Raw genomic sequence first — 19170 nt, 5'->3', positions numbered from 1 at the left:
CACGCGGGCCCGGCGTCGCGCGCGGTTGTCTACCATCTGCAGCCATGAGAACTTGCTCGTTCGCAGCGCTCTGGATCGCCGTTCTCCTGGCCTGCGCGCCGACCGCGACAGCCGAACCCCTGCCGGTCGACTACAACTTCTTCGCCGGGGTGCCGAACGAGCTGAACAACCCCGGCGGATCGCTCCCCGGCACCAACGACTTCTCGTGCACACCGTCTGCGGCGCACCCGAATCCGGTGATCCTGGTGCACGGAACCGGTGGTGGTCAACAGACCAACTGGGGCACCTACGCTCCGCTTCTGAAGAACGAGGGGTACTGCGTCTTCGCCCTCACCTACGGGGCGCTACCCGGCCCGTGGCCGCTGAGCGCGATCGGCGGGCTCGGTGACATCGAGGAGAAGGGCGCGCAGTTCGCTGCCTTCGCCGACCGAGTTCTGCAGGCCACCGGTGCCGCGCAGTTCGACGTGGTCGGGCATTCACAGGGCACCGTGATTCCGAGCTACTACGCCCACTTCCTCGGCGGAGCGTCCAGGATCGACAAGTACGTCTCGCTCGCACCGCTCTGGACGCTCTCGTCACCGATTCCGGGGTACGAGTGGCTCGCCACCACGCCGACCTACCTGCCGCAGATCACGTACACCAACATCATGACCCGCTACGACGAGGTCGTGGTCCCGTACACCGCCGGTTACGTGGAGGCCCCGAACGCGACCAACATCGTGGTGCAGGACACCTGCGATCAGGACTTCTCCGAACACGCAGGGATCGCCGGCTCACCGAGGGCCGCGGCGATGGTGCTGAATGCGCTGGATCCGGCGCACCCGAGGCCGGTGCCGTGCGAGTTCGTGCCGCCGTTCACGGGGTGAGCCACCTGACCCGCGCCTAGCGAACCCCGTCCCACACCTCGCGCGTCGCGGCACCGGGATCGTCGACGACGTCACCGGGGAAGAACTTGACCGATCGCTCCGGGCCGTACAACTCCCAGCCGGGCTTGCCGTCGCGGGCGAACGCGACCCACGCGCGGTGCATGTCGTCGGCCAGTTCCTGCGGCGGGTGGGGGCCGGTGATGCCGGCGGAACCGTCGAGGTTGTCGAACGCGAACCCGATCTCCACCGCGTGAGCCGCACCGAGCTTGCCGTCGAACAGCGATGAGCGCCAACCGAACTCGTACACGTAGGAGGCTTGGTTCTCGGCGATCCGCAGCGCCGGAATGCGGAACACCCAGTCGGTCATGATCGCGATCATCAGGTGGCCGGCCGACGCGTCGGGCATCACCTCTCGGTAGGCCCCGAGGACCTTCTCCACGTCCGCTCCGTAGCCGGTCAGCGTCATGCGCACCAGATCTTCGGTGACGTAGTCGGTCATCCCGGCCGGTACGAGGAAGAGCGCGATCTCGTCGGTGTTGCTGCCGATCAGCACGTCGACCACGGCGCCTTCTCCGTCGAGAATGCGATCGATCGGCCGGCCCGGGACCACGTCGCCGTCGATGTGGGGTTCGAACGCCATCGTGTTGAGCGCGACCTCGCCCCATTTCATCGGCTCCTGCGCCACACTCGCGGACACTTTCGCCTGCGCAGCAACGAGATCCGCGGGCGACAGCGCAGACAGACCGTCGACCGTGGCCGGAACTCCCGCGAAGGTGGCAAGCGCGTCGGCGACCTTCCGCGCCGACTCCGCCGAAATGACGTGGTGTCCCGCGCCGCTCTGCAGAATGGCTCGCGTGAAGAGTCCGTCGGCCCGCGGCATCGACATCAAGGTGGCGACGGACATGGCGCCGGCCGATTCACCCATGATCGTGACGGTCGTGGGGTCGCCGCCGAACACGGCGATGTTGGCCTGCACCCACTTCAGCGCAGCCACCTGATCGAGCAGTCCGCGGTTGTCGGGCGCTCCCTCGATGTGCGCGAAACCCTCGGCGCCGAGCCGATAGTTGATGGACACCAACACGATTCCGTCGCGCGCGAACGCGGCACCGTCGTACGTCGGGATAGCGCCGTTGCCGTTGACGAACGCGCCGCCGTGGATCCAGACGAGCACCGGCGAGGACGCGGTGAGGTCGGGCGTCCAGATGTTCAGGTTCAGGCAGTCGTCCCCGTCGATCATCGGTGCGGGGAGGATGTCGTTCATGGGAGGGAGGTAGCCGGGCGCCGGCGGAGTCGGGCCGAAGTCACCGGCGTCGAACTCGCCCTCCCAACTCGGCGGAGCCGTCGGTTCGCGAAAACGGTTGGCGCCGAACGGGGCCTGCGCATACGGCACACCCTTGAACGAGGCGATACCGTCGGCCTCGCGTCCTCTGACGGTGCCCTGCGCGATCTCTACGGTGAGGTCCATGAATCCTGTCTACACGAAAAATGCCGACCGGCCTCCAGCCTTCCCGCGGTCCACAGCGGCGCGCCACCCGGGCAGGTGACGCGCCGCTGCCGAAAGGAACTAGTGAGCCTTCTCCGCCGCGCGGAGATCCTTGCGCAGAATCTTGCCCGACGCAGACTTCGGCACGACATCGATGAACGCGACGCGGCGCACCTTCTTGTGCGGTGACACCTTCTCCGACACGAACGTCATCACGTCGTCCTCGGACAGTTCGGCACCCTGCTGCAGCACGACGAACGCCTTCGGCACTTCCTCACCCTCGTCGTCGAGCACGCCGATCACGGCGGCATCGGCGATCTGCGGATGCGTCAGCAAGAGCGATTCGAGCTCGGCGGGCGGGACCTGGTAGCCCTTGTACTTGATCAGTTCCTTGAGCCGGTCGACGATCGAGACGCAGCCCTGACCGTCGACGATCGCAATGTCACCGGTGTGCAGGAAGCCGTCCGAGTCGAGTGTTTCCTTGGTCGCCTCGTCGTTGTTCAGGTAGCCGACCATCACGTTCGGACCCTTGATCCACAGCTCGCCCGGTGCGCTGACCTGGTCGGATCCGGCTTCCGGGTACTCGACCTCTTCTCCGGTCGCGGGGTCGACGATCTTGTTCTCGGAGTTCGCGACCGCAACACCACAGCTGCTCAGCGGCATGTCGTCGCCGTCGAACGGGATGGAGTGCGAGACCGGGCTGAGCTCGCTCATGCCGTAGCCCTGGCGGACCTTGGTGTGCAGCCGCTTGGCGACGGCGTTGCCGAGGTTCTCGTCGAGCGCTGCAGCACCGGAGAAGACGCAGCGAACGCTCGAGATGTCGTACTTGTCCACCAGCGGATGCTTGGCCAGAGCGACGGCGACGGGCGGCGCGATGAACAGGTAGGTGATCTTCTTCTCGGTGGTGAGCGAGAGGAACTGCTCGAGGTCGAATCGCGGCATCGTGATCAGCGACGCGCGCACCTTGAGGCCCAGGTTGAGCAGCACCGTCATGCCGTAGATGTGGAAGAAGGGGAGGACGGCGAGCAGTACGTCGTCGTGGTCGGCGCCCATGCGGGGCTGAATTTGCGAGACGTTCGCGACGAGGTTGCGGTGAGTCAGCATCACGCCCTTGGGGCGGCCGGTGGTGCCCGACGAGTACGGCAGGACCGCGAGATGCGTTGCGGGGTCGAAACTCACGTCGGGAGCGGCCGCACCTTCGGTCAGCAGGTCCTTCAGCGACTGATGGCCCTCGGCCCCGTCGAGCACGATCACGTTCTCGGCCGCGATACCGACAGCGTCGGCGGCGGCCTTCGCCTGCGGGAGCAGCGGAGACACCGTGAAGATCATCTTGGCCTTGGAATCGGTGAGTTGCTTCCCGATGTCCTCGGCGTTGTAGAGGGCGTTGATGGTGGTGGCGATCGCGCCGGCACGGAGGATGCCGTGAAACACGGATCCGAAGGCGGGGACGTTGGGAGAGTGGAGCGCGACGACGTCGCCCACCTCGACCCCGCGGGCCGCGAGAGCGCCTGCGACACCGTTGATCTGACCGATCAGAGTCTTGTAGTCGGTGACCGCACCGGACGAGCCGTCGACGAGGGCGGGCCGTGCCAGGTCCTCGTCGGCGATGTCGCCGAACAGGAAGTCGTAGACACTCTTGTTCGGAATCTCGACGTCTGGAAACGGACTCTTGAAACTCATGGGACTCCTTCTGCGGAATGCACGGACGCGGGTGCCACGAGAATACTGTGTCGCCTCGACACAGATATCTCAGGTGACACCCGTCACAGCATGTCCGATATTACCTGCCCTCTCGAGCTACGAACCCTTCATCGCCGAACCGGTCCACGGATCCACCGGGCCGTCCGACTTCACGAGATGCTCGAATGCCTCGAGGTTTTTCAGCGACTCCCCTCGCGAGACGCGCCACTTCCATTCGCGGCGAATCGATTCCGCGAAACCGAGCTCGAGCAACGTGTTGAAGTCTCCGTCCGACGCTTCGAGGATCTGACCCAGGACGCGGTCGAGCTCGTCGCCGGTGACCGCATGCGTCGAGATGCGGCCGACAAGATAGATGTCGCCGACCTTGTCGATCGTGTAGTGCACTCCGTACAGCCGGCGGTTACGCCGGAGCAGGAACCGGTAGACACCTTCGAAGTTCTCGTCCGGCTTGCGGCAGACGAACGCCTCGACCCGTACCCCGTGGTTACCGACGGTCAGCATCGTGGTCGTGACCAGTCGGCGCTCACCCGGAAGTTCGACGACGAACTCGTTGTCCTTGACACGGCCGTGATCGAGGCCGCGGTCCTTCAGAACCTCAGCGATCAGCTCACTGGTGTCGGCAATACGTGTGTCCGTCACAGACTCTTCACTCCCTGTCGTCGCAGCCGCCACACACCCCGCGGTCGACGAGGTGAGAACTCCCCCGATGGGCGTTCCCCATCTACGGCCTGCGCAATCACACCACCGAAGTGCTGCGCCGCACGTTGGTAGGTGTCGAGCAGAGCGTCGGCCGTGTGCTCCCACGAGAAATTCTGGGCGTGTTTCGGTGCATTCGTTGCCATCCGAGCGCGCAGACGATCGTTCGTGAGCAGCGAGCCGATGGCGGTCGCCCATTCCAGCGGATCATGGCTCGGGACAAGCACTCCCGTCTCGCCGCCGCGTACCGCGACACCGAGGCCACCCACGTCCGCGGCGACGACCGGGGTTCCGCAGGCCTGGGCTTCGATGGCGACCAGCCCGAACGACTCCGAATAGCTGGGCACCGCAACAAGATCCGACGCGCGATACACCTCCGCCAGGCGCTCGGGTGGCTGCGGCGGCAGGAACGTCACGAGCGAGGAGATGCCCAACGACGCCGCCAGCCTGATCAGCGAATCCGGGCGTTCCAAACCGGTGCCCGAGGGCCCGCCCACGATCAGGATCCGAAGTGGGAGTGCAGGTTCGCGCCGGTGCAGCTCCGCGGCAGCGGAGATGAGAACGTCGGGCGCCTTGAGCGGTTGGATGCGGCCGACGAACGTGACGACAATCTCACCGGCGTCGACGCCCAGCGCCGCCCGCGCCCGCGCGCGATCGCCCGGTTTGAACACACTCAGATCCGCCCCCGGAGCGACGACGTCGATCTTGTCCGGATCGGCGCCGTACACCTCGATGAGCGACTTTGCCTCGTCGATGGTGTTGGCCGTGAGGCGATCCGCCTCCTCGACGACCTGCTTCTCACCGATCTCGCGCGACGCCGACTCGGGCTTGTCCCCCACGGCGAGCGACGCGTTCTTGACCGCAGCGAGCGTGTGCGCCGTGTGGACCAACGGCACCCGCCAGCGATCGCGCGCCAGCCAGCCCACCTGACCGGACAGCCAGTAGTGGGAATGGATGACGTCGTAGTACCCGGGCTCGTGCCGCGCCTCCTCGCGCAGCACCCCCGCGGCGAACGCACACAGCTGAGTCGGAAGATCGTGCTTGTCGAGCCCCTCGAACGGTCCCGCCGCGATGTTGCGAATCAGCACTCCCGGCGCCGCCTCGAACGCCGCGGCATCTTTCGACGAGGTGGCCCGGGTGAAGATTTCGACCTCGACTCCGCGTGACGCCATCTGCCGCGCCGTCTGCAGAATGTAGACGTTCATACCCCCGGCGTCACCGGTTCCCGGCTGCGCTACGGGCGAGGTATGCAACGACAGAACGGCAACGCGCTCAGGACGGTCGGTGCGGGCCACTCCTTCATAGTGCCCCGCTGCTCTGGGCGCTCGTTCCGCAGGCTCCACTCCTGTCCGATTCAGAGCCCGTCCACGAACCCCGTCAACTCCGCCACGAACCGCTCCGGATCAGCGACGAACGGACCGTGGTCGACTCCCTCCCACCACGACCCCGTCGCGCCCTCGATCAACGACACGGCCCACCGACCTGCGGAAACGTCGACAATCGAGTCGGCCGTCCCATGGACGACGAGAGTGGGGACATCGAGCTCGGTCAGCATCGCGTCGTGCGAGACCACCCGGTCGAAGACGGCAGCCCGCACCCGCGGACGCGTCGACAAGCTCGCTCCGAACAGTGCCTGCGCCCGTTCTCCGAGTCCCTCGCCCGGCCCGGTGAGCGCGTTGCCGAAGCTTCCCAGCGCGCGGATCGCGACGCGGGACTCGACCGACATCGCTCCCGGAACGGCCGCCCGCATCGCCGGCCCGACGCGTCCACCCTCCTCGCCGCGCCCGATGCTGGTGATCGCGGCGACCAGGACGAGCCCGGCGATCGCTCCCGACCCGAACTCCGACAGGTAGTCGCAGACGACGAGTCCGCCGTACGACCAGCCGAGCAACACCGCACCGGACCGGATGTCCTCCTGCTCCAGGACGGCGGCGACGTCACCGGCCCACAGCGCCGGATCGTCGTATCCGGTGGCCGGGGCACCGGAATATCCGTGACCCCGTAGATCGACCGCGATGACCCGGTACTTCTCTTTCAACGGGTCGGTGACCTTGTCGCCCCAACAGGCCATCGATTGCGCCCAGCCGTGGAGCATGACGATCGGACGAGCGCCGGCGGGCCCGTCGACGCGATAGACGATGGACGTGCCGTCGGATCCGAACGCTTCTCTGATGCTCATCCGGTCAGATTAGGAACCGGGTCAGACCAGTGCCGAATCAGCCTTGCGCATCGCACCGATGGGGTCGCTGTAGATCGGGCTCAGCGAGACCGTCGCGGCAGCGTATTCCTGCACGCGGCTGCCGAATCCGGATACTCGCAGGTCCGTACGAGGCAGCACGCTGCACGCGGCGAACGCGTCACCGACGTGCGGCAGACCCGGCTGATACTCGGAGAACGCCTGGCCCCCGAGCAGAACACGATCGGGGTTGAACAGATCGTGCAGGACGGCGACGGTGCGTCCGAGAATCTCGGCGCGCTCGATCAGAATGCGGTGCGCAGCAAGCGAACCCGCCCGTGCGGCGGCGTAGACCGCGGCGATGGCCGCTCCCCCGTCCACCACACCCGCACTGCGCGCGGCCTCCACGACGGACCTGTCGCTGACCGACGCTTCGAGGCATCCGGTACGGCCGCACGAGCACTGCGCCGACGAGCCCGTCGGCAAGTGCGCGATGGAGCCGGGACCGCCCGACGGGGTGTGGACGCGCCCGTCGATCGTGATTGCGACGCCGGTGGTCTCGCGGGCGTAGAAGTACAGCGACGAGCCGGTGTCGGGCTTGCGTCCGGGCGCGAGCAGGAGCTCGGAGGCGGCCATTGCTTCGACGTGCGGCGACACCGAGACCGGGAGCCCGAGGCGTTCGCCGAGCACCGCCCCGACCGGTGCGCCGACCCACCCCAGCCGGGGGTGGTCCGCCGTGCCGGCGGCGGTGTCGACTCGCCCACCGAGGGCAACTCCGACCCACAACGGGCGACGTCGGTGCCACCGGGCGGCGAAGGCCTGTGCGCTGGCCGCGATGATCTCCAGAGCGGCCCGGCCGGTACTGCCGCCGCCGGAAGGCCGGAGGCCGGCGCCCGTCCCGTCGGGAGTGGCGATGTCGACGGCGCCGAGAATGCGGCCGCGCAGGTCAGTGGCGATGATTCCGGTGGTCACGGATCCGATGTGGATTCCGATCGTGAGGTACGGCTCGTGATCGATCTCGACGGGCACGCGGGGTCGCCCGATGGCGCCGGAGGCGGCGAGGTCGGCGCGCTCGCGCAGCAGACCCGACGCCACGAGGGCGGAGACCTGGCGATTGACCGTGGCGGTCGAAATTCCCGAACTCCGTGCGATCACGTCACGCGAGACCGGGCCCTGGAGCAGGGCAGTACGCAGAACCGCGGACGCCGGCGTCCCGGACAGTCGCAGGTCGGGCGCCACGATCTTGGCACGTGTGCGCCGCAGCGGTGAACGGGTCGAGACGGACTCGATGGTCGAGGCAGGCTCGATGGTCGAAACAGACATTGGTGGTCCTCGAGGTCGGTGCGAACTGATGACGCGCAGCCGACTACCGATTCGTGGACCGAACCGACAGTCAGCGGCAGAGACAGCCGTTCGGACAACACAACTCACGGGCCAAAGGCAGACGGGACCCCAAAGCAGCAGTCACATACGTGACGCGGGGTCCGGTTGCCATGGCACCAAGCTAGCACTTCTCGGGCTTTGCCCTGCTCGGGTGGGTTTCGATCACGCTGAGCGAAACTCTTCCCGAGGTGCGCAAACTGTGTTTACGTCGGATGATGTGTTCAGTCGAAAGGGTCCCCTCATGAGCAGCTCAGCACTGTCGGTCGTCAAATTGGGCGCGAACATCGGCGCGCGAATCGACGGTGTCACCCTCGGGGGACAACTCGACGCGTTCACCGTGCGCTCCATCAACGACGCACTGCTCGAGCACAAGGTGATCTTCTTCCGCGACCAGCACCACCTGGACGAAGAGTCGCAGTACGAGTTCGCCGGACTGCTGGGAACGCCGACCACCGCGCACCCGACAGTGACCTCGCGCGGAAACCGTGCTCTCGCAATCGATTCCGAATACGATCGCGCCGACAGCTGGCACACCGACGTCACCTTCGTCGACCGTATCCCGAAAGCGTCCGTCCTACGGGCGGTCACGCTTCCCGCCTACGGTGGGACCACAGCCTGGGCGTCGGCAACCGCTGCGTACGAACAACTTCCGGCCGCCCTCAAGGCCCTCGCCGACAACCTGTGGGCCGTGCACACCAACATCTTCGACTACGCCGCCACGTCCGCCGAGCAGAGCGTCTCCAGCAAGGCCGAGAAGTACCGCAACGAATTCCGGGCGCAGTACTTCGAGACCGAGCACCCCGTGGTGCGCGTGCACCCCGAAACCGGCGAGCGCGCAATCCTGCTCGGACACTTCGCCCGCAGCCTGGTGGGGTTGAGCACCAAGGAGTCGCGGGCCATCTTCGACCTGATTCAGGATCGCGTCACCCGCCTCGAGAACACCATTCGTTGGTCGTGGCAGCCGGGCGACGTCGCGATGTGGGACAACCGCGCCACCCAGCACTACGCCGTGTCCGACTACGACGATCAGTACCGACGCATGGAGCGCATCACCCTCGCCGGGGACGTGCCGGTGAGCGTGAGCGGAGAGTCGTCGCGAGTGAAGGCCGGGGATGCGTCGGGGTATTCGTCGCTTGCGAGCTAGCGGTCTTCCCTGTGCGACTGAGGGGCACCCTCACACCGCTGGATCGACTCAGGGTGCCCCTCACTCACAGCGGCCGCACCCCGATAATCTCCTCCCATGACCAGTTCATCCCAGCCCACCGCCGTCGTGACCGGAGCCAGCTCGGGAATCGGTGAAGCAACCGCGCGCAAACTCGCCGCCGACGGTTTCCACGTCTTCGTCGGTGCGCGGCGTGTCGACAGACTCGAGAAGCTCGCCGAGGAGATCGGCGGCACCGCGCTGCAACTCGACGTCACCGACGAGGATTCCGTCGCCGCGTTCACCTCGGTACTGCCGACGATCGACGTTCTCGTCAACAACGCGGGCGGCGCGAAAGGCCTTGCGACAGTGCTCGATGCGGACCTCGAGGACTGGCGCTGGATGTGGGAAACCAACGTGATGGGCACGCTGCGCATGACGAAAGCGTTGCTACCCAAGCTGATCGAGTCGGGCGACGGCATCGTCGTGACCATCACGTCCATCGCCGCGTTCGAGACGTACGACAACGGCGGCGGCTACACCTCGGCCAAACATGCCCAAGGTGTCCTGCACCGCACGCTGCGCGGCGAATTGCTCGGAAAGCCGGTGCGCCTGACCGAGATTGCGCCCGGAGCCGTCGAGACCGAGTTCTCGTTGGTGCGCTTCGAAGGTGACGAGGACAAGGCCGCGAAGGTTTACGACGGCATCGAACCGCTCGTCGCCGCGGACATCGCCGAGGTCATCGGTTTCGTGGCGTCACGCCCGTCGCACGTCAACCTCGACACCATCGTCATCCGGCCGCGGGATCAGGCGCCGGGGTCGGGTGCACGGTTCGCTCGCAGGTAGGCGCCTTCGGCGCTCGGGTGTGAAAAAGAGTCCTCTGGCACGCTTTTTCACACCCGTGCGCGAAGCGCCTAGAGAGCACTCATCGTCTGCCACGTCGCCCAGTCGATGGCCCAGTCGTAGATGTCACCGTCGGCGGCGGACAGGTCGATGCGGGTGCCCGTCACCTCGACCGGATCGCCGTAGACGGCCATCTGGAAGTACGTCTGCGCGTCTTCGGTCGAGAGGTTGATGCATCCGTTGGTCACGTTCGACGAGCCCTGCACACCGGTGGTCGCCGGATTCGCGTGAATGAACTCGCCGTTGTTGGAGATGCGGGTGGCCCACCGTTCGCGCACGTTCGTGTAGTACGGCGGGTTCGACATCATGAAGTCTTCGTACTTCTCGGACACCACGTGGATACCCGAGCGGGTGACGTTGCGGTCTTCGTTGCCCTCGCCGTAGCTGACGGGGATGTCCATCACGGTCTGTCCGTCGCGGACCACCTGCATGCGGTGGCTCGTTGCGTCGGCTTTCACGATCTGCGCTGCGCCGATGCTGAAGTCGATGGTGACGTCGGAGTCGCCGTACTGGCCGCCTCCGTAGTTGACGCCGTAGAGCTTGGCGTCGACCTTCACCGTGGTGCCGGGAACCCAGTAGTTCTGCGGGCGCCAGTGGATGCGTGAGCCGCCGTCGTCCGGGAGCCACGCCCACGCGCCGGCGGTCGGCGGATTCGTGGTGACGGTCAGTGCCTTCTCGACGGCCGCCTTGTCGACGATCGCGTCGTCGAACTTGAGGATGATCGGGGCGGCGACGCCCACGACCTGCCCGTCACCGATGTTGGTGTTGACCGAGGTGCGTGACGCCGGGGTGACGGTGGTGAAGCTGCCCGTGACCGGAACCTGCTTCTTGTCTGTCCCCAGAGCAGTGCCCGACCAGGTGTAGGTGGCTCCGTATCCGAGCGGTTCGCCGACAGTGAAGACCGTGCCGGCGGGGTTCAGGGCGCCGGTGACGAGGGTGCCGTCGGCGTTGGTGAGCGCGACGTTCTCGAGGGTTCCGTCGGCGACGGTCAGCGTGACTTGGGCGGTGGGGCTGACGTCGACGGCGCCGTCGGCCGGGCTCGACGTCACCTTCGCCACCGGAGCGGCTTCAGTGGTGGGCGCGGTGCCACCGCCGCCGGACGAGGAGTCCCCGCCCCCGCCGATGGTGCAGCCCGCGACCAACGCCACGAGCGCGATGACGGCGGTCATCATCAGAAGAATTGTCTTGAAACCCTGCTTTTGCACAGCCCCACGGTACCTGCGCTACACCACGAGTCAGCCCAGCGAACAGTTGACCAGGCGACATTCGGGGGTCAACGTGATGCCGTACCGCTCCTGCACTCCCGCTCGGACATGACCCGCGAGGGCCATCACGTCGGCAGTCGTCGCTCCCCCACGGTTGGTGATCGCCAGCACGTGCCGCGTCGAGAGCGAGACGGTTCCCGCGCCGAACTCGGCGCCGTACCCACGGTGGAAGCCGGCGTGCTCGATGAGCCAGGCAGCCGAGAGCTTGGTGCCCTTCGGGTCGTCGAACTGCGGCGCGTCCCGCGCGGCATCCGGTACCTCGGTGAGCACGGGGTTGAGGAAGAACGAGCCGACGCTCCACGTGTCGTGGTCGACCGGTTCCAGCACCATGCCGCGCTCCCCGCGCAGCTCCAGCACCGCTTTGCGCACGTCGCGGGCCGGAACGCTGTCTCCGATGGAGACCCCGAGCCGGTCGGCGAGCGCCGCGTACCGCACCGGATGCGACATCTCGCTCGTCGCCAACCGGAACGTCACGTCCAGCACCACGTAGCGGTCGGTGTACTTGAACGCCGACGATCGGTGGCTGCCGAACCCGCAGCGGGCGTTGTCCCAGACTTCGACGGCTCCGCTCTCACGGTCGAGGATCGTCACCGATTCCAACGTCTCGGACACGGTGGATCCGTAGGCGCCGACGTCCTGAATCGGGGTGCCGCCGGTGGACCCGGGTATCCCCGACAACGCCTCGAGACCCGCCAACCCGGCATCGAGGGCGGCGATCACCACTGTGTCCCATTCGACACCCGCGTCGACGATCACACGGTCCCCGTCGACCACCAGGGACGAGCTGGCGATCTTGACGACGGTCCCGTCGAAACCGGAGTCGCCGACCAGGAGGTTGGACCCACCACCGATCACCAGCAACGAGGTTCCGGCTGCGCGGACCGCGTCGACCACCTCCGACGTCGACTCGGCGACGATCAGCGACAGGGCCGGGCCGCCCACGCGCATCGTCGTCAGGTCCGCAAAAGTGCTCGTCACGGTCGACAACGCTACCCGCGTGGTCCGACAGTGCTACCCGGTCGTTCCGCAGGCTCCACGTCCGACAGTGATGTCTGCCCCGATTACCATCTGTACGGGGGCAAGAAGCTATCGGAGGATTCACGTGCAGGTCACCAGCGTCGGACACGCCGGTTTTCACATCAGTACGAGCGCCGGAACGATCCTGTGCGATCCGTGGGTCAACCCGGCGTACTTCGCGTCGTGGTTCCCGTTCCCGGACAACTCCGAGCTCGACTGGGACGCGTTGGGTGACTGCGACTACCTGTACGTCTCGCACCTGCACAAGGACCACTTCGATCCGAAGAACCTCGCCGAGCACGTGAACAAGGACACCACCGTGCTGCTGCCGGACTACCCCGTGCCGGATCTCAAGCACGAGCTGGAGAAGCTCGGTTTCCACAATTTTTTCGAGACGACCGACTCGCTGAAGCACACGGTGTCCGGGCCCAAGGGCGATCTCGACATCATGATCATCGCGCTGCGCGCTCCGGCCGACGGACCGATCGGCGACTCGGGCCTCGTGGTGTCCGACGGCGAGACCGTCGCGTTCAACATGAACGACGCTCGTCCTGTGGACCTGGACGTGCTGACGAATCAGTTCGGGCCGGTCGACGTGCACATGCTGCAGTACTCGGGCGCGATCTGGTACCCGATGGTCTACGACATGCCCCAGCGCGCCAAGGACGCCTTCGGTACGCAGAAGCGTCAGCGTCAGATGGATCGGTGCCGTCAGTACATCGAGCAGGTCGACGCGACGTGGGTCATCCCGTCGGCCGGTCCCCCGTGCTTTCTCGACGACGAACTGCGCGGGCTGAACGACGTCTACGGCGATCCGGCGAACATCTTCCCGGACCAGATGGTGTTCCTCGATCAGATGCGACGCCACGGCAAGGACAACGGGCTGCTCATGATGCCGGGCACGACCGCCGATCTGGCGGGGTCGACGCTCACCTCGCTGACGCACCCGATCCCGACCGACGAGGTCGAAGCCATCTTCACCACGGGCAAGGCCGACTACATCGAGGCCTACGCGCAGCGCCAGGCGGGCGTGTTGGCCGAGGTCAAGGCGTCGTGGGCGCCGGCGGCCGGTGAGCCTATGCTGGAAGCGCTCAAGGCCCTGTTCGAGCCGATCATGACGCAGACGGATCAGATCTCGGACGGGATCGGGTATCCCGTGGTGATGATCATGGGAGCTGAGCACGTGGTGCTGGACTTCCCGAAAAGGATTGTCCGCGAGCCCATCTCGGACGAGAAGTTCCGCTACTCCTTCGAGATCCCGGCCGAGTTGGTGCGGACCGTCCTGCGCGACGACGAGCCCGACTGGGTCAACTCGATCTTCCTGTCGACCAGGTTCAAGGCCAAGCGTGTCGGCGGGTACAACGAATTCCTCTACACGTTCTTCAAGTGCCTCACCGACGAGCGCATCGCCTACGCCGACGGCTGGTTCGCCGAAGCGCACGACGACACCGCGACGATCGTGAAGGACGGCTGGGAAATTCAGCGCCGCTGCCCCCACCTGAAGGCCGACCTGTCGAAGTTCGGAGTTGTGGACGGTAACAAGCTCACGTGCAACCTTCATGGGTGGGATTGGAACCTCGAGACAGGCAAGTGTCTGACTTCGAAGGGGCATGAATTGCGCAGTAAGCCTGCACGCTAGATTTCCGTTCATGCCTCGTAAGTTCGACCACACGGCCTCGTCCACGCACTCCGTCAGTGCCGTCCACGCGGCGTTCACGTCCGAGCAGTACTGGAAGGACCGCACCGAGGCCGTCGGTGGCCCGAACGCCGAGCTGACCTCGGTGACCGTCGAGGGAGACGACCCCGACACGCGAACGGTGCGGATCGAGCTCAAGCAGGCCATCGCCGAAGATCTGTTGCCCAGTGCGATCACCGCGATCCGCCCCGGCGACCTCATCATCAACCGCATCGAATCCTGGGGATCCGTGGACGCCCGAGGCTCGGCCGGCACGTTCGAGGCCAACGTCGAAGGGGCTCCCGCCGGCCTGCGCGGAACGCTGACCCTCAGCTCGAAGGGAAACGGCTCCACGTTCACCACCAACGGCGCCGCCGAGGTCAAGGTGCCGATCTTCGGCGGGAAGATCGAGTCGGCGGTCATCGAGCAGGTGCTGCAGCTCATCGACGCCGAGCACGAGTTCACCGAAGAGTGGGTGGGCAAGCACTGATGGCACGCAAGATGAACTACTCCGCGCGCCTGCCCTTCACCACCGAGCAGGTGTACGAAGCGCTCCGTTCACGCGACTACTGGGACGCGATCATCGAGGAGATGCGGAAGTACTCGCACAACGAGATGAAGACGTTCGACGTCAAGGACAGCGGAATCGACATCACCATGCTGCACACGATTCCGCGCACCGAGTTGCCGGACATCGCGCAGACGGTGATGAAGAAGGACATGATCATCACCCGCAACATCCACTACGACGCCTACAGCGAGACCACCGCCGGAACGTACGACGCGTCCATCCCCGCCGGGCCGGGCAGCCTCACCGGTGTCGTCTCCCTGTTTCCCACCGACGCCGGTGCGACGCTGCGGACCACGTCCGAAGCAAAGGTGTACCTGCCGTTCATCGGCGGCAAACTCGAGCAGCTGATGTTGGTGAACCTCGTCGACCTGTGGCGCGGTGAGGGCGAAGTGACCGAGAACTACCTGAAGACAAAGCACGCGTAGCTGGAAGTGCCCAAGTTCGACGGCGTCATCACCCGCGGCACGACGGGTATCAACCGCCTTCGACGCAGTGACCGCCGGCTGATGCACGACCCCGCGGTGGCCGCTCTCCTGCGGGGCGCCGCCGACCCACTGGTGGTCGACCTCGGCTACGGCGCCAGCCCGACGACGACGCTCGAGCTCGCGACGCGTCTGCGCACCGTACGTTCCGACGTTCGCGTGATCGGCCTCGAAATCGATCCCGCGCGAGTGGTACCCGGCAGCGACGGAGTCGAATTCGCCCGTGGCGGTTTCGAATTGGCCGGTCTACGCCCCGTCCTGGTGCGGGCGTTCAACGTGCTCCGCCAATACCCGGAAGACGCCGTCGAGGGAGCCTGGGCGCGCGTCACCTCGGCCATGGCGCCGGACGGGATGCTGATCGACGGGACGTGCGACGAACTCGGCCGCCGTGCAATCTGGATCACCGTGACCGCCGACGGCCCGCAGACGGTGACGTTCGCGTGGGATCCGTTCACCGTCCCGCGGCCGTCAGATCTGGCGGAACGGTTACCCAAAGCGTTGATCCACCACAATGTTTCGGGCCAACCCGTGCACGAGCTGCTGGTTGCAGCCGATCGTGCGTGGGACACAGCGGCCCCACTCGCGCCGTTCGGGCCTCGGGTGAGATGGAGGGAGGCGTCGAAGATTCTGGCGGTGGACGTTCCGGGGTTGGACAACCCGCGAAGACGATTGCGCGACAACATCTTCACGGTTCCGTGGAGCGTCGCCTCACCTCGATGACAGCGCCAACTCGATCCGCTCGGCCACCCGCGCACCGGATTCGAGAGCGCGAGCGAACAGTTCGTCCGCGTCCAGCCGACCGAGCACGAGACCGTCGCCCACCACCTCGTCGAGGGTGAACTGAGAGATGCCGCCCGCGGCCAGATCCAGCGTGGTGCAGATCGGCGTGGTGATGCGAAAGGACCCGGTGTACTCGATGTCACGGCCGTCGAGCCGCCCGCGGTGCACTGCCAGCCGCCGATCGTGTGCTCGGGCGGTTCCGCTGACGCGAACGTGGACGAACTGAGGGTGCAGATTTCCGAGGCAGTGCAACTCGGTGGCGCTCTGGTGAGAGATCACAGCACCGGTTCCCAGCCAGGCACACCACTTCGCATACTCTTCGAGCTCGTTGTGGGGCCACCCGCCGATGCGCAGCAGATCGGACTCGACGCGGTCCCAGACACCGTCGTCCACGCGGGTGGCGATGGCCATCGCGGAGTAGCCGGAATGCGCGGCCTGGGCCGTGGTGAAGTAGCCGTCCTGCTCCGACACCATCCACTGGAACTGGTCGGTCCTGCCGTCACCGATCATGCGCCGAGCCTACCCCCGATGTGTCACACGTCACAGACGTTGCGGCGGCTCACGGTTCACAGAATTAGCTCAGACAACTCGGTCACACTTCCAAGATGACCACTTCGGATACTCGGAAGCGGAAGTCTCGCCTCCCCCTCATCGCCCTGATCGTCGTCGTGGCGTTTCTCGCGGCGCTGATCGGCGGCGAGTTCTACGCCCGCAACCGCGTCGAGACGTGCCTGGCGAACCAGTTCGAGTCCGAGCTCGGCTCCCAGATCGACGTGGGACTGGGCTTCTACCCGGTGCTGGTGCAGCTGGCCACCAAGGAGTTCAAGTCCGTCGAGATCACCAGCGACGACACGAAGTTCGGCCCCGCGCAGGACATGAAGGTCAGTGCCGAGATCGACGACGTGAACCTGAACAACGTCTCCGACACCAGCTCGGGCACGATCGGCAGCTCGTCGGCCGACGTCGACTGGTCCAACTCCGGCATTCAGGCCACGCTGGCGTCCCAGGGCATCGGCGGGCTGATCAGCGGCGTGACCAGTGACGCAGCCGCGGGAACACTGAACTTCGCCATCGTCGGCGGGCTCGCGCAGTTGACGGTCAAGCCCGTCGTGGCCGGAGACAAGATCGAGGTCCAGACCGTGGACGCGAACATCCTCGGCTTCGGCATCCCGACCGACCTGGCCGACAGCGTGGTCTCCGTGCTCACCGACAGCCTGCAGGCCTACCCGCTGGGCATGACGCCGCAGTCGATCGAGGTCACCGACACCGGCCTGAAGATGTCTCTCACCGGCGGCGAGTACACGATGCCGGCGGCTCAGGAAGGTCAGCAGCAGATCAGCTGCTGAAGCCCTCCAGCACCGCCCGCGAACCGGACAACCCGAGCCGCGTCGCGCCGGCCTCGATCATGGCGCGCGCGGCCTCGGTGGTCCGGATCCCGCCGCTGGCCTTCACACCCAACCGACCGCCGACGGTCTCCGCCATGAGCCGTACCGCCTCCACGCTCGCGCCGCCGGACGGGTGGAAACCGGTGGACGTCTTCACGAAGTTGGCGCCGGCCCGTTCGGCTGCGCGGCAGCACTCGACGATAGCGTCGTCGGTCAGCGCCGCCGACTCGATGATGACCTTGAGAACTGCCGTGTCGCCCACCGCTTCTCGCACGGTCAGAATGTCCGCGAGCACCGAGTTGTAGTCGCCTTCGATCGCAGCGCCGACGTCGATGACCATGTCGACCTCCTGCGCACCCTGCTGGATCGCCAAACGTGCTTCCGACCCCTTCACCAACGAATGATGCTTGCCCGACGGGAAACCCGCGACGACGGCGACCACCAGGCCGTCCGGTGCGCGCACCGGCAGCATCGACGGCGAGACGCAGATCGCGAGTACGCCCAGATCGGTTGCCTCGGCGATCAGTGCGTCTACGTCGGCGTGCGTCGCCTCGGGCTTGAGCAGGGTGTGGTCGACCATGCGGGCGACGTCGGCACGGGTCAGATCTGTCATTGGTCCAGCTTGGCATGCTCACAGCAGGAACAGCCATCCCACCCGACCGGCCTCCGGCCTACCCGACATCCACCCGACCGGCCTCCGGCCTGCCCGCCGTCCACCCGACCGGCCTCCGGCCTGCCCGCGAGACCCACCTGAGAGAATTCGCGGGTGAGTTCCTCCGACCGCCGCTTCGTCCTGACCCTCGGCTGCCCCGACCGCACCGGCATCGTCGCCCGCATCTCGACGTTTCTCGCCGACCTCGGCGGATCCATCGTCGAGGCCGCGTACCACGCCGACGCCGACAGCGGCTGGTTCTTCACCCGCCAGGCGGTGGCCGCGTCGTCCGTGTCGGTCTCGGCGGACGAGTTACGGTCCCGCTTCGAGGTGGTCGCCCGTGAGATCGGCCCCGAAACCGAATGGGCGCTGCATGATTCGGGCGAGCCGAAGCGGGTGGTACTGCTGGTGAGCAAGGAGGCGCACTGCCTGCACGATCTGCTCGGCCGCGCCGCCGGCGGCGAACTTCCGGCAACCATCAGTGCCGTCATCGGCAACCACCCCGAACTCGAGGCGACGGCCACCGCACACGGAGTGCGGTTTCACCACGTGCCGTTCCCCAAGGACCCGGCCGAGCGCGGGCCGGCGTTCACCGAGCTGAAGGAGCTGGTCGACTCATACTCTCCCGACGCCGTGGTGCTCGCGCGGTTCATGCAGGTGCTCCCGCCGGAGCTGTGCGAGCACTGGGCAGGGCGCGCGATCAACATCCACCACAGCTTCCTGCCGTCGTTCGTCGGCGCGAAGCCGTACCACCAGGCTTTCGCACGCGGGGTGAAGTTGATCGGTGCGACGTGCCACCTGGTGACCTCGGAGCTCGACGCCGGTCCGATCATCGAGCAGGATGTGATCCGCGTCGACCATTCCGATGCCGTCGCCGACATGGTCCGCCAGGGCCGAGACATCGAAAAGCTGGTGCTCGCACGGGGATTGCGTTGGCATCTCGAGGACCGGGTGCTGGTGCACGGCCGTAAGACCGTGGTGTTCAGCTAACCGG

The 19170-nt window shown here is 66.4% G+C and carries 19 protein-coding genes; 9 read left to right on the top strand and 10 right to left on the bottom strand.

Annotated features, from left to right (window positions below; translation table 11 throughout):
- The first annotated feature begins 44 nt into the window (after nt 1–44).
- Nucleotides 45–866 (top strand): esterase/lipase family protein, encoded by an 822-nt coding sequence (locus tag IEW02_RS03485; protein WP_188543278.1) that lies wholly within the window; start codon nt 45–47, stop codon nt 864–866.
- Between the two features lie 16 nt (nt 867–882).
- On the opposite strand, the gene IEW02_RS03480 is transcribed toward IEW02_RS03485, so the two are convergent.
- From IEW02_RS03480 to IEW02_RS03455, 6 genes are all read right to left on the bottom strand, one after another.
- Nucleotides 883–2331, bottom strand: a complete 1449-nt coding sequence (locus IEW02_RS03480) for a carboxylesterase/lipase family protein (protein ID WP_188543277.1) — start codon at nt 2329–2331, stop codon at nt 883–885.
- A gap of 99 nt (nt 2332–2430) precedes the next feature.
- Nucleotides 2431–4029 carry an AMP-binding protein gene (locus IEW02_RS03475; protein WP_188543276.1) on the bottom strand — a complete coding sequence of 533 codons (1599 nt, stop codon included), beginning with the start codon at nt 4027–4029 and terminating at the stop codon, nt 2431–2433.
- A 117-nt stretch (nt 4030–4146) separates the two neighbouring features.
- Nucleotides 4147–4656, bottom strand: coding sequence for a type III secretion system chaperone family protein (locus IEW02_RS03470; protein WP_371829918.1), 510 nt, complete (start codon nt 4654–4656; stop codon nt 4147–4149).
- Nucleotides 4657–4685: 29 nt separating this feature from the next.
- Nucleotides 4686–6041, bottom strand: coding sequence for a D-inositol-3-phosphate glycosyltransferase (gene mshA, locus IEW02_RS03465; protein WP_188543275.1), 1356 nt, complete (start codon nt 6039–6041; stop codon nt 4686–4688).
- 59 nt (nt 6042–6100) lie between these two features.
- Nucleotides 6101–6925, bottom strand: coding sequence for an alpha/beta fold hydrolase (locus tag IEW02_RS03460; RefSeq protein WP_188543274.1), 825 nt, complete (start codon nt 6923–6925; stop codon nt 6101–6103).
- A 21-nt stretch (nt 6926–6946) separates the two neighbouring features.
- On the bottom strand, nt 6947–8245 hold the full coding sequence (locus IEW02_RS03455; protein ID WP_188543273.1) for an ROK family transcriptional regulator: 1299 nt from the start codon (nt 8243–8245) through the stop codon (nt 6947–6949).
- A 301-nt stretch (nt 8246–8546) separates the two neighbouring features.
- On the opposite strand from IEW02_RS03455, the gene IEW02_RS03450 reads away from it, so the two are divergent.
- Together IEW02_RS03450 and IEW02_RS03445 are read left to right on the top strand one after the other, a co-directional pair.
- Entirely contained in the window at nt 8547–9449 is a 903-nt protein-coding gene (locus tag IEW02_RS03450; RefSeq protein ID WP_188543272.1) for a TauD/TfdA dioxygenase family protein, read from the top strand.
- Between the two features lie 96 nt (nt 9450–9545).
- Entirely contained in the window at nt 9546–10292 is a 747-nt protein-coding gene (locus IEW02_RS03445; RefSeq protein ID WP_188543271.1) for an SDR family NAD(P)-dependent oxidoreductase, read from the top strand.
- Nucleotides 10293–10360: 68 nt separating this feature from the next.
- Here the strand turns inward: IEW02_RS03445 and IEW02_RS03440 are convergent, their stop codons facing one another.
- Together IEW02_RS03440 and IEW02_RS03435 are read right to left on the bottom strand one after the other, a co-directional pair.
- Nucleotides 10361–11521: a L,D-transpeptidase gene (locus IEW02_RS03440; RefSeq protein WP_188543984.1), complete on the bottom strand. Its 1161-nt coding sequence runs from the start codon at nt 11519–11521 to the stop codon at nt 10361–10363.
- A gap of 63 nt (nt 11522–11584) precedes the next feature.
- Nucleotides 11585–12592, bottom strand: coding sequence for a UDP-N-acetylmuramate dehydrogenase (locus tag IEW02_RS03435; protein ID WP_188543270.1), 1008 nt, complete (start codon nt 12590–12592; stop codon nt 11585–11587).
- A 124-nt stretch (nt 12593–12716) separates the two neighbouring features.
- On the opposite strand from IEW02_RS03435, the gene IEW02_RS03430 reads away from it, so the two are divergent.
- From IEW02_RS03430 to IEW02_RS03415, 4 genes are read left to right on the top strand one after another with little or no spacing between them, the layout of a single operon-like run.
- Nucleotides 12717–14270 (top strand): MBL fold metallo-hydrolase, encoded by a 1554-nt coding sequence (locus IEW02_RS03430; protein ID WP_188543269.1) that lies wholly within the window; start codon nt 12717–12719, stop codon nt 14268–14270.
- 10 nt (nt 14271–14280) lie between these two features.
- Nucleotides 14281–14796 (top strand): DUF2505 domain-containing protein, encoded by a 516-nt coding sequence (locus IEW02_RS03425; protein ID WP_188543268.1) that lies wholly within the window; start codon nt 14281–14283, stop codon nt 14794–14796.
- The gene (locus IEW02_RS03420; RefSeq protein ID WP_188543267.1) at nt 14796–15302 is read left to right on the top strand and encodes a DUF2505 domain-containing protein; all 507 of its coding nucleotides are present in this window, start codon (nt 14796–14798) and stop codon (nt 15300–15302) included. The genes IEW02_RS03425 and IEW02_RS03420 overlap by 1 nt, the downstream gene beginning before the upstream one ends.
- A complete protein-coding gene (locus IEW02_RS03415) occupies nt 15303–16079 on the top strand; it encodes a class I SAM-dependent methyltransferase (protein WP_188543983.1) in 777 nt (258 codons plus the stop codon).
- Here the strand turns inward: IEW02_RS03415 and IEW02_RS03410 are convergent.
- Entirely contained in the window at nt 16068–16649 is a 582-nt protein-coding gene (locus tag IEW02_RS03410) for a type IV toxin-antitoxin system AbiEi family antitoxin domain-containing protein (protein ID WP_188543266.1), read from the bottom strand. The genes IEW02_RS03415 and IEW02_RS03410 overlap by 12 nt on opposite strands.
- 95 nt (nt 16650–16744) lie before the next feature.
- Between IEW02_RS03410 and IEW02_RS03405 the strand changes: the two genes are divergently transcribed.
- Nucleotides 16745–17485, top strand: a complete 741-nt coding sequence (locus tag IEW02_RS03405; protein ID WP_188543265.1) for an LmeA family phospholipid-binding protein — start codon at nt 16745–16747, stop codon at nt 17483–17485.
- On the opposite strand, the gene deoC is transcribed toward IEW02_RS03405, so the two are convergent.
- Nucleotides 17475–18137 carry a deoxyribose-phosphate aldolase gene (gene deoC / locus IEW02_RS03400; RefSeq protein WP_188543264.1) on the bottom strand — a complete coding sequence of 221 codons (663 nt, stop codon included), beginning with the start codon at nt 18135–18137 and terminating at the stop codon, nt 17475–17477. The genes IEW02_RS03405 and deoC overlap by 11 nt on opposite strands.
- A gap of 153 nt (nt 18138–18290) precedes the next feature.
- On the opposite strand from deoC, the gene purU reads away from it, so the two are divergent.
- Nucleotides 18291–19166: a formyltetrahydrofolate deformylase gene (gene purU, locus IEW02_RS03395; protein WP_188543263.1), complete on the top strand. Its 876-nt coding sequence runs from the start codon at nt 18291–18293 to the stop codon at nt 19164–19166.
- The last annotated feature ends 4 nt before the right edge of the window (nt 19167–19170 follow it).

The sequence above is a fragment of the Rhodococcoides trifolii genome, assembly GCF_014635345.1.
GTDB classification, from domain to species: Bacteria; Actinomycetota; Actinomycetes; order Mycobacteriales; family Mycobacteriaceae; genus Rhodococcoides; species Rhodococcoides trifolii.
Note: the sequence above shows the minus strand (reverse complement) of the source record. Positions and strands in the feature narration are given on the sequence as shown.

What these genes read in the sequence shown, in the direction of transcription:
- IEW02_RS03485 (WP_188543278.1), top strand. Translation starts at nt 45, where the DNA reads ATGAGAACTTGCTCGTTCGCAGCGCTCTGGATCGCCGTTCTCCTGGCC.
- IEW02_RS03480 (WP_188543277.1), bottom strand. Translation starts at nt 2,331, where the DNA reads ATGGACCTCACCGTAGAGATCGCGCAGGGCACCGTCAGAGGACGCGAG.
- IEW02_RS03475 (WP_188543276.1), bottom strand. Translation starts at nt 4,029, where the DNA reads ATGAGTTTCAAGAGTCCGTTTCCAGACGTCGAGATTCCGAACAAGAGT.
- IEW02_RS03460 (WP_188543274.1), bottom strand. Translation starts at nt 6,925, where the DNA reads ATGAGCATCAGAGAAGCGTTCGGATCCGACGGCACGTCCATCGTCTAT.
- IEW02_RS03455 (WP_188543273.1), bottom strand. Translation starts at nt 8,245, where the DNA reads ATGTCTGTTTCGACCATCGAGCCTGCCTCGACCATCGAGTCCGTCTCG.
- IEW02_RS03450 (WP_188543272.1), top strand. Translation starts at nt 8,547, where the DNA reads ATGAGCAGCTCAGCACTGTCGGTCGTCAAATTGGGCGCGAACATCGGC.
- IEW02_RS03445 (WP_188543271.1), top strand. Translation starts at nt 9,546, where the DNA reads ATGACCAGTTCATCCCAGCCCACCGCCGTCGTGACCGGAGCCAGCTCG.
- IEW02_RS03440 (WP_188543984.1), bottom strand. Translation starts at nt 11,521, where the DNA reads ATGATGACCGCCGTCATCGCGCTCGTGGCGTTGGTCGCGGGCTGCACC.
- IEW02_RS03425 (WP_188543268.1), top strand. Translation starts at nt 14,281, where the DNA reads ATGCCTCGTAAGTTCGACCACACGGCCTCGTCCACGCACTCCGTCAGT.
- IEW02_RS03420 (WP_188543267.1), top strand. Translation starts at nt 14,796, where the DNA reads ATGGCACGCAAGATGAACTACTCCGCGCGCCTGCCCTTCACCACCGAG.
- IEW02_RS03410 (WP_188543266.1), bottom strand. Translation starts at nt 16,649, where the DNA reads ATGATCGGTGACGGCAGGACCGACCAGTTCCAGTGGATGGTGTCGGAG.
- IEW02_RS03405 (WP_188543265.1), top strand. Translation starts at nt 16,745, where the DNA reads ATGACCACTTCGGATACTCGGAAGCGGAAGTCTCGCCTCCCCCTCATC.
- deoC (WP_188543264.1), bottom strand. Translation starts at nt 18,137, where the DNA reads ATGACAGATCTGACCCGTGCCGACGTCGCCCGCATGGTCGACCACACC.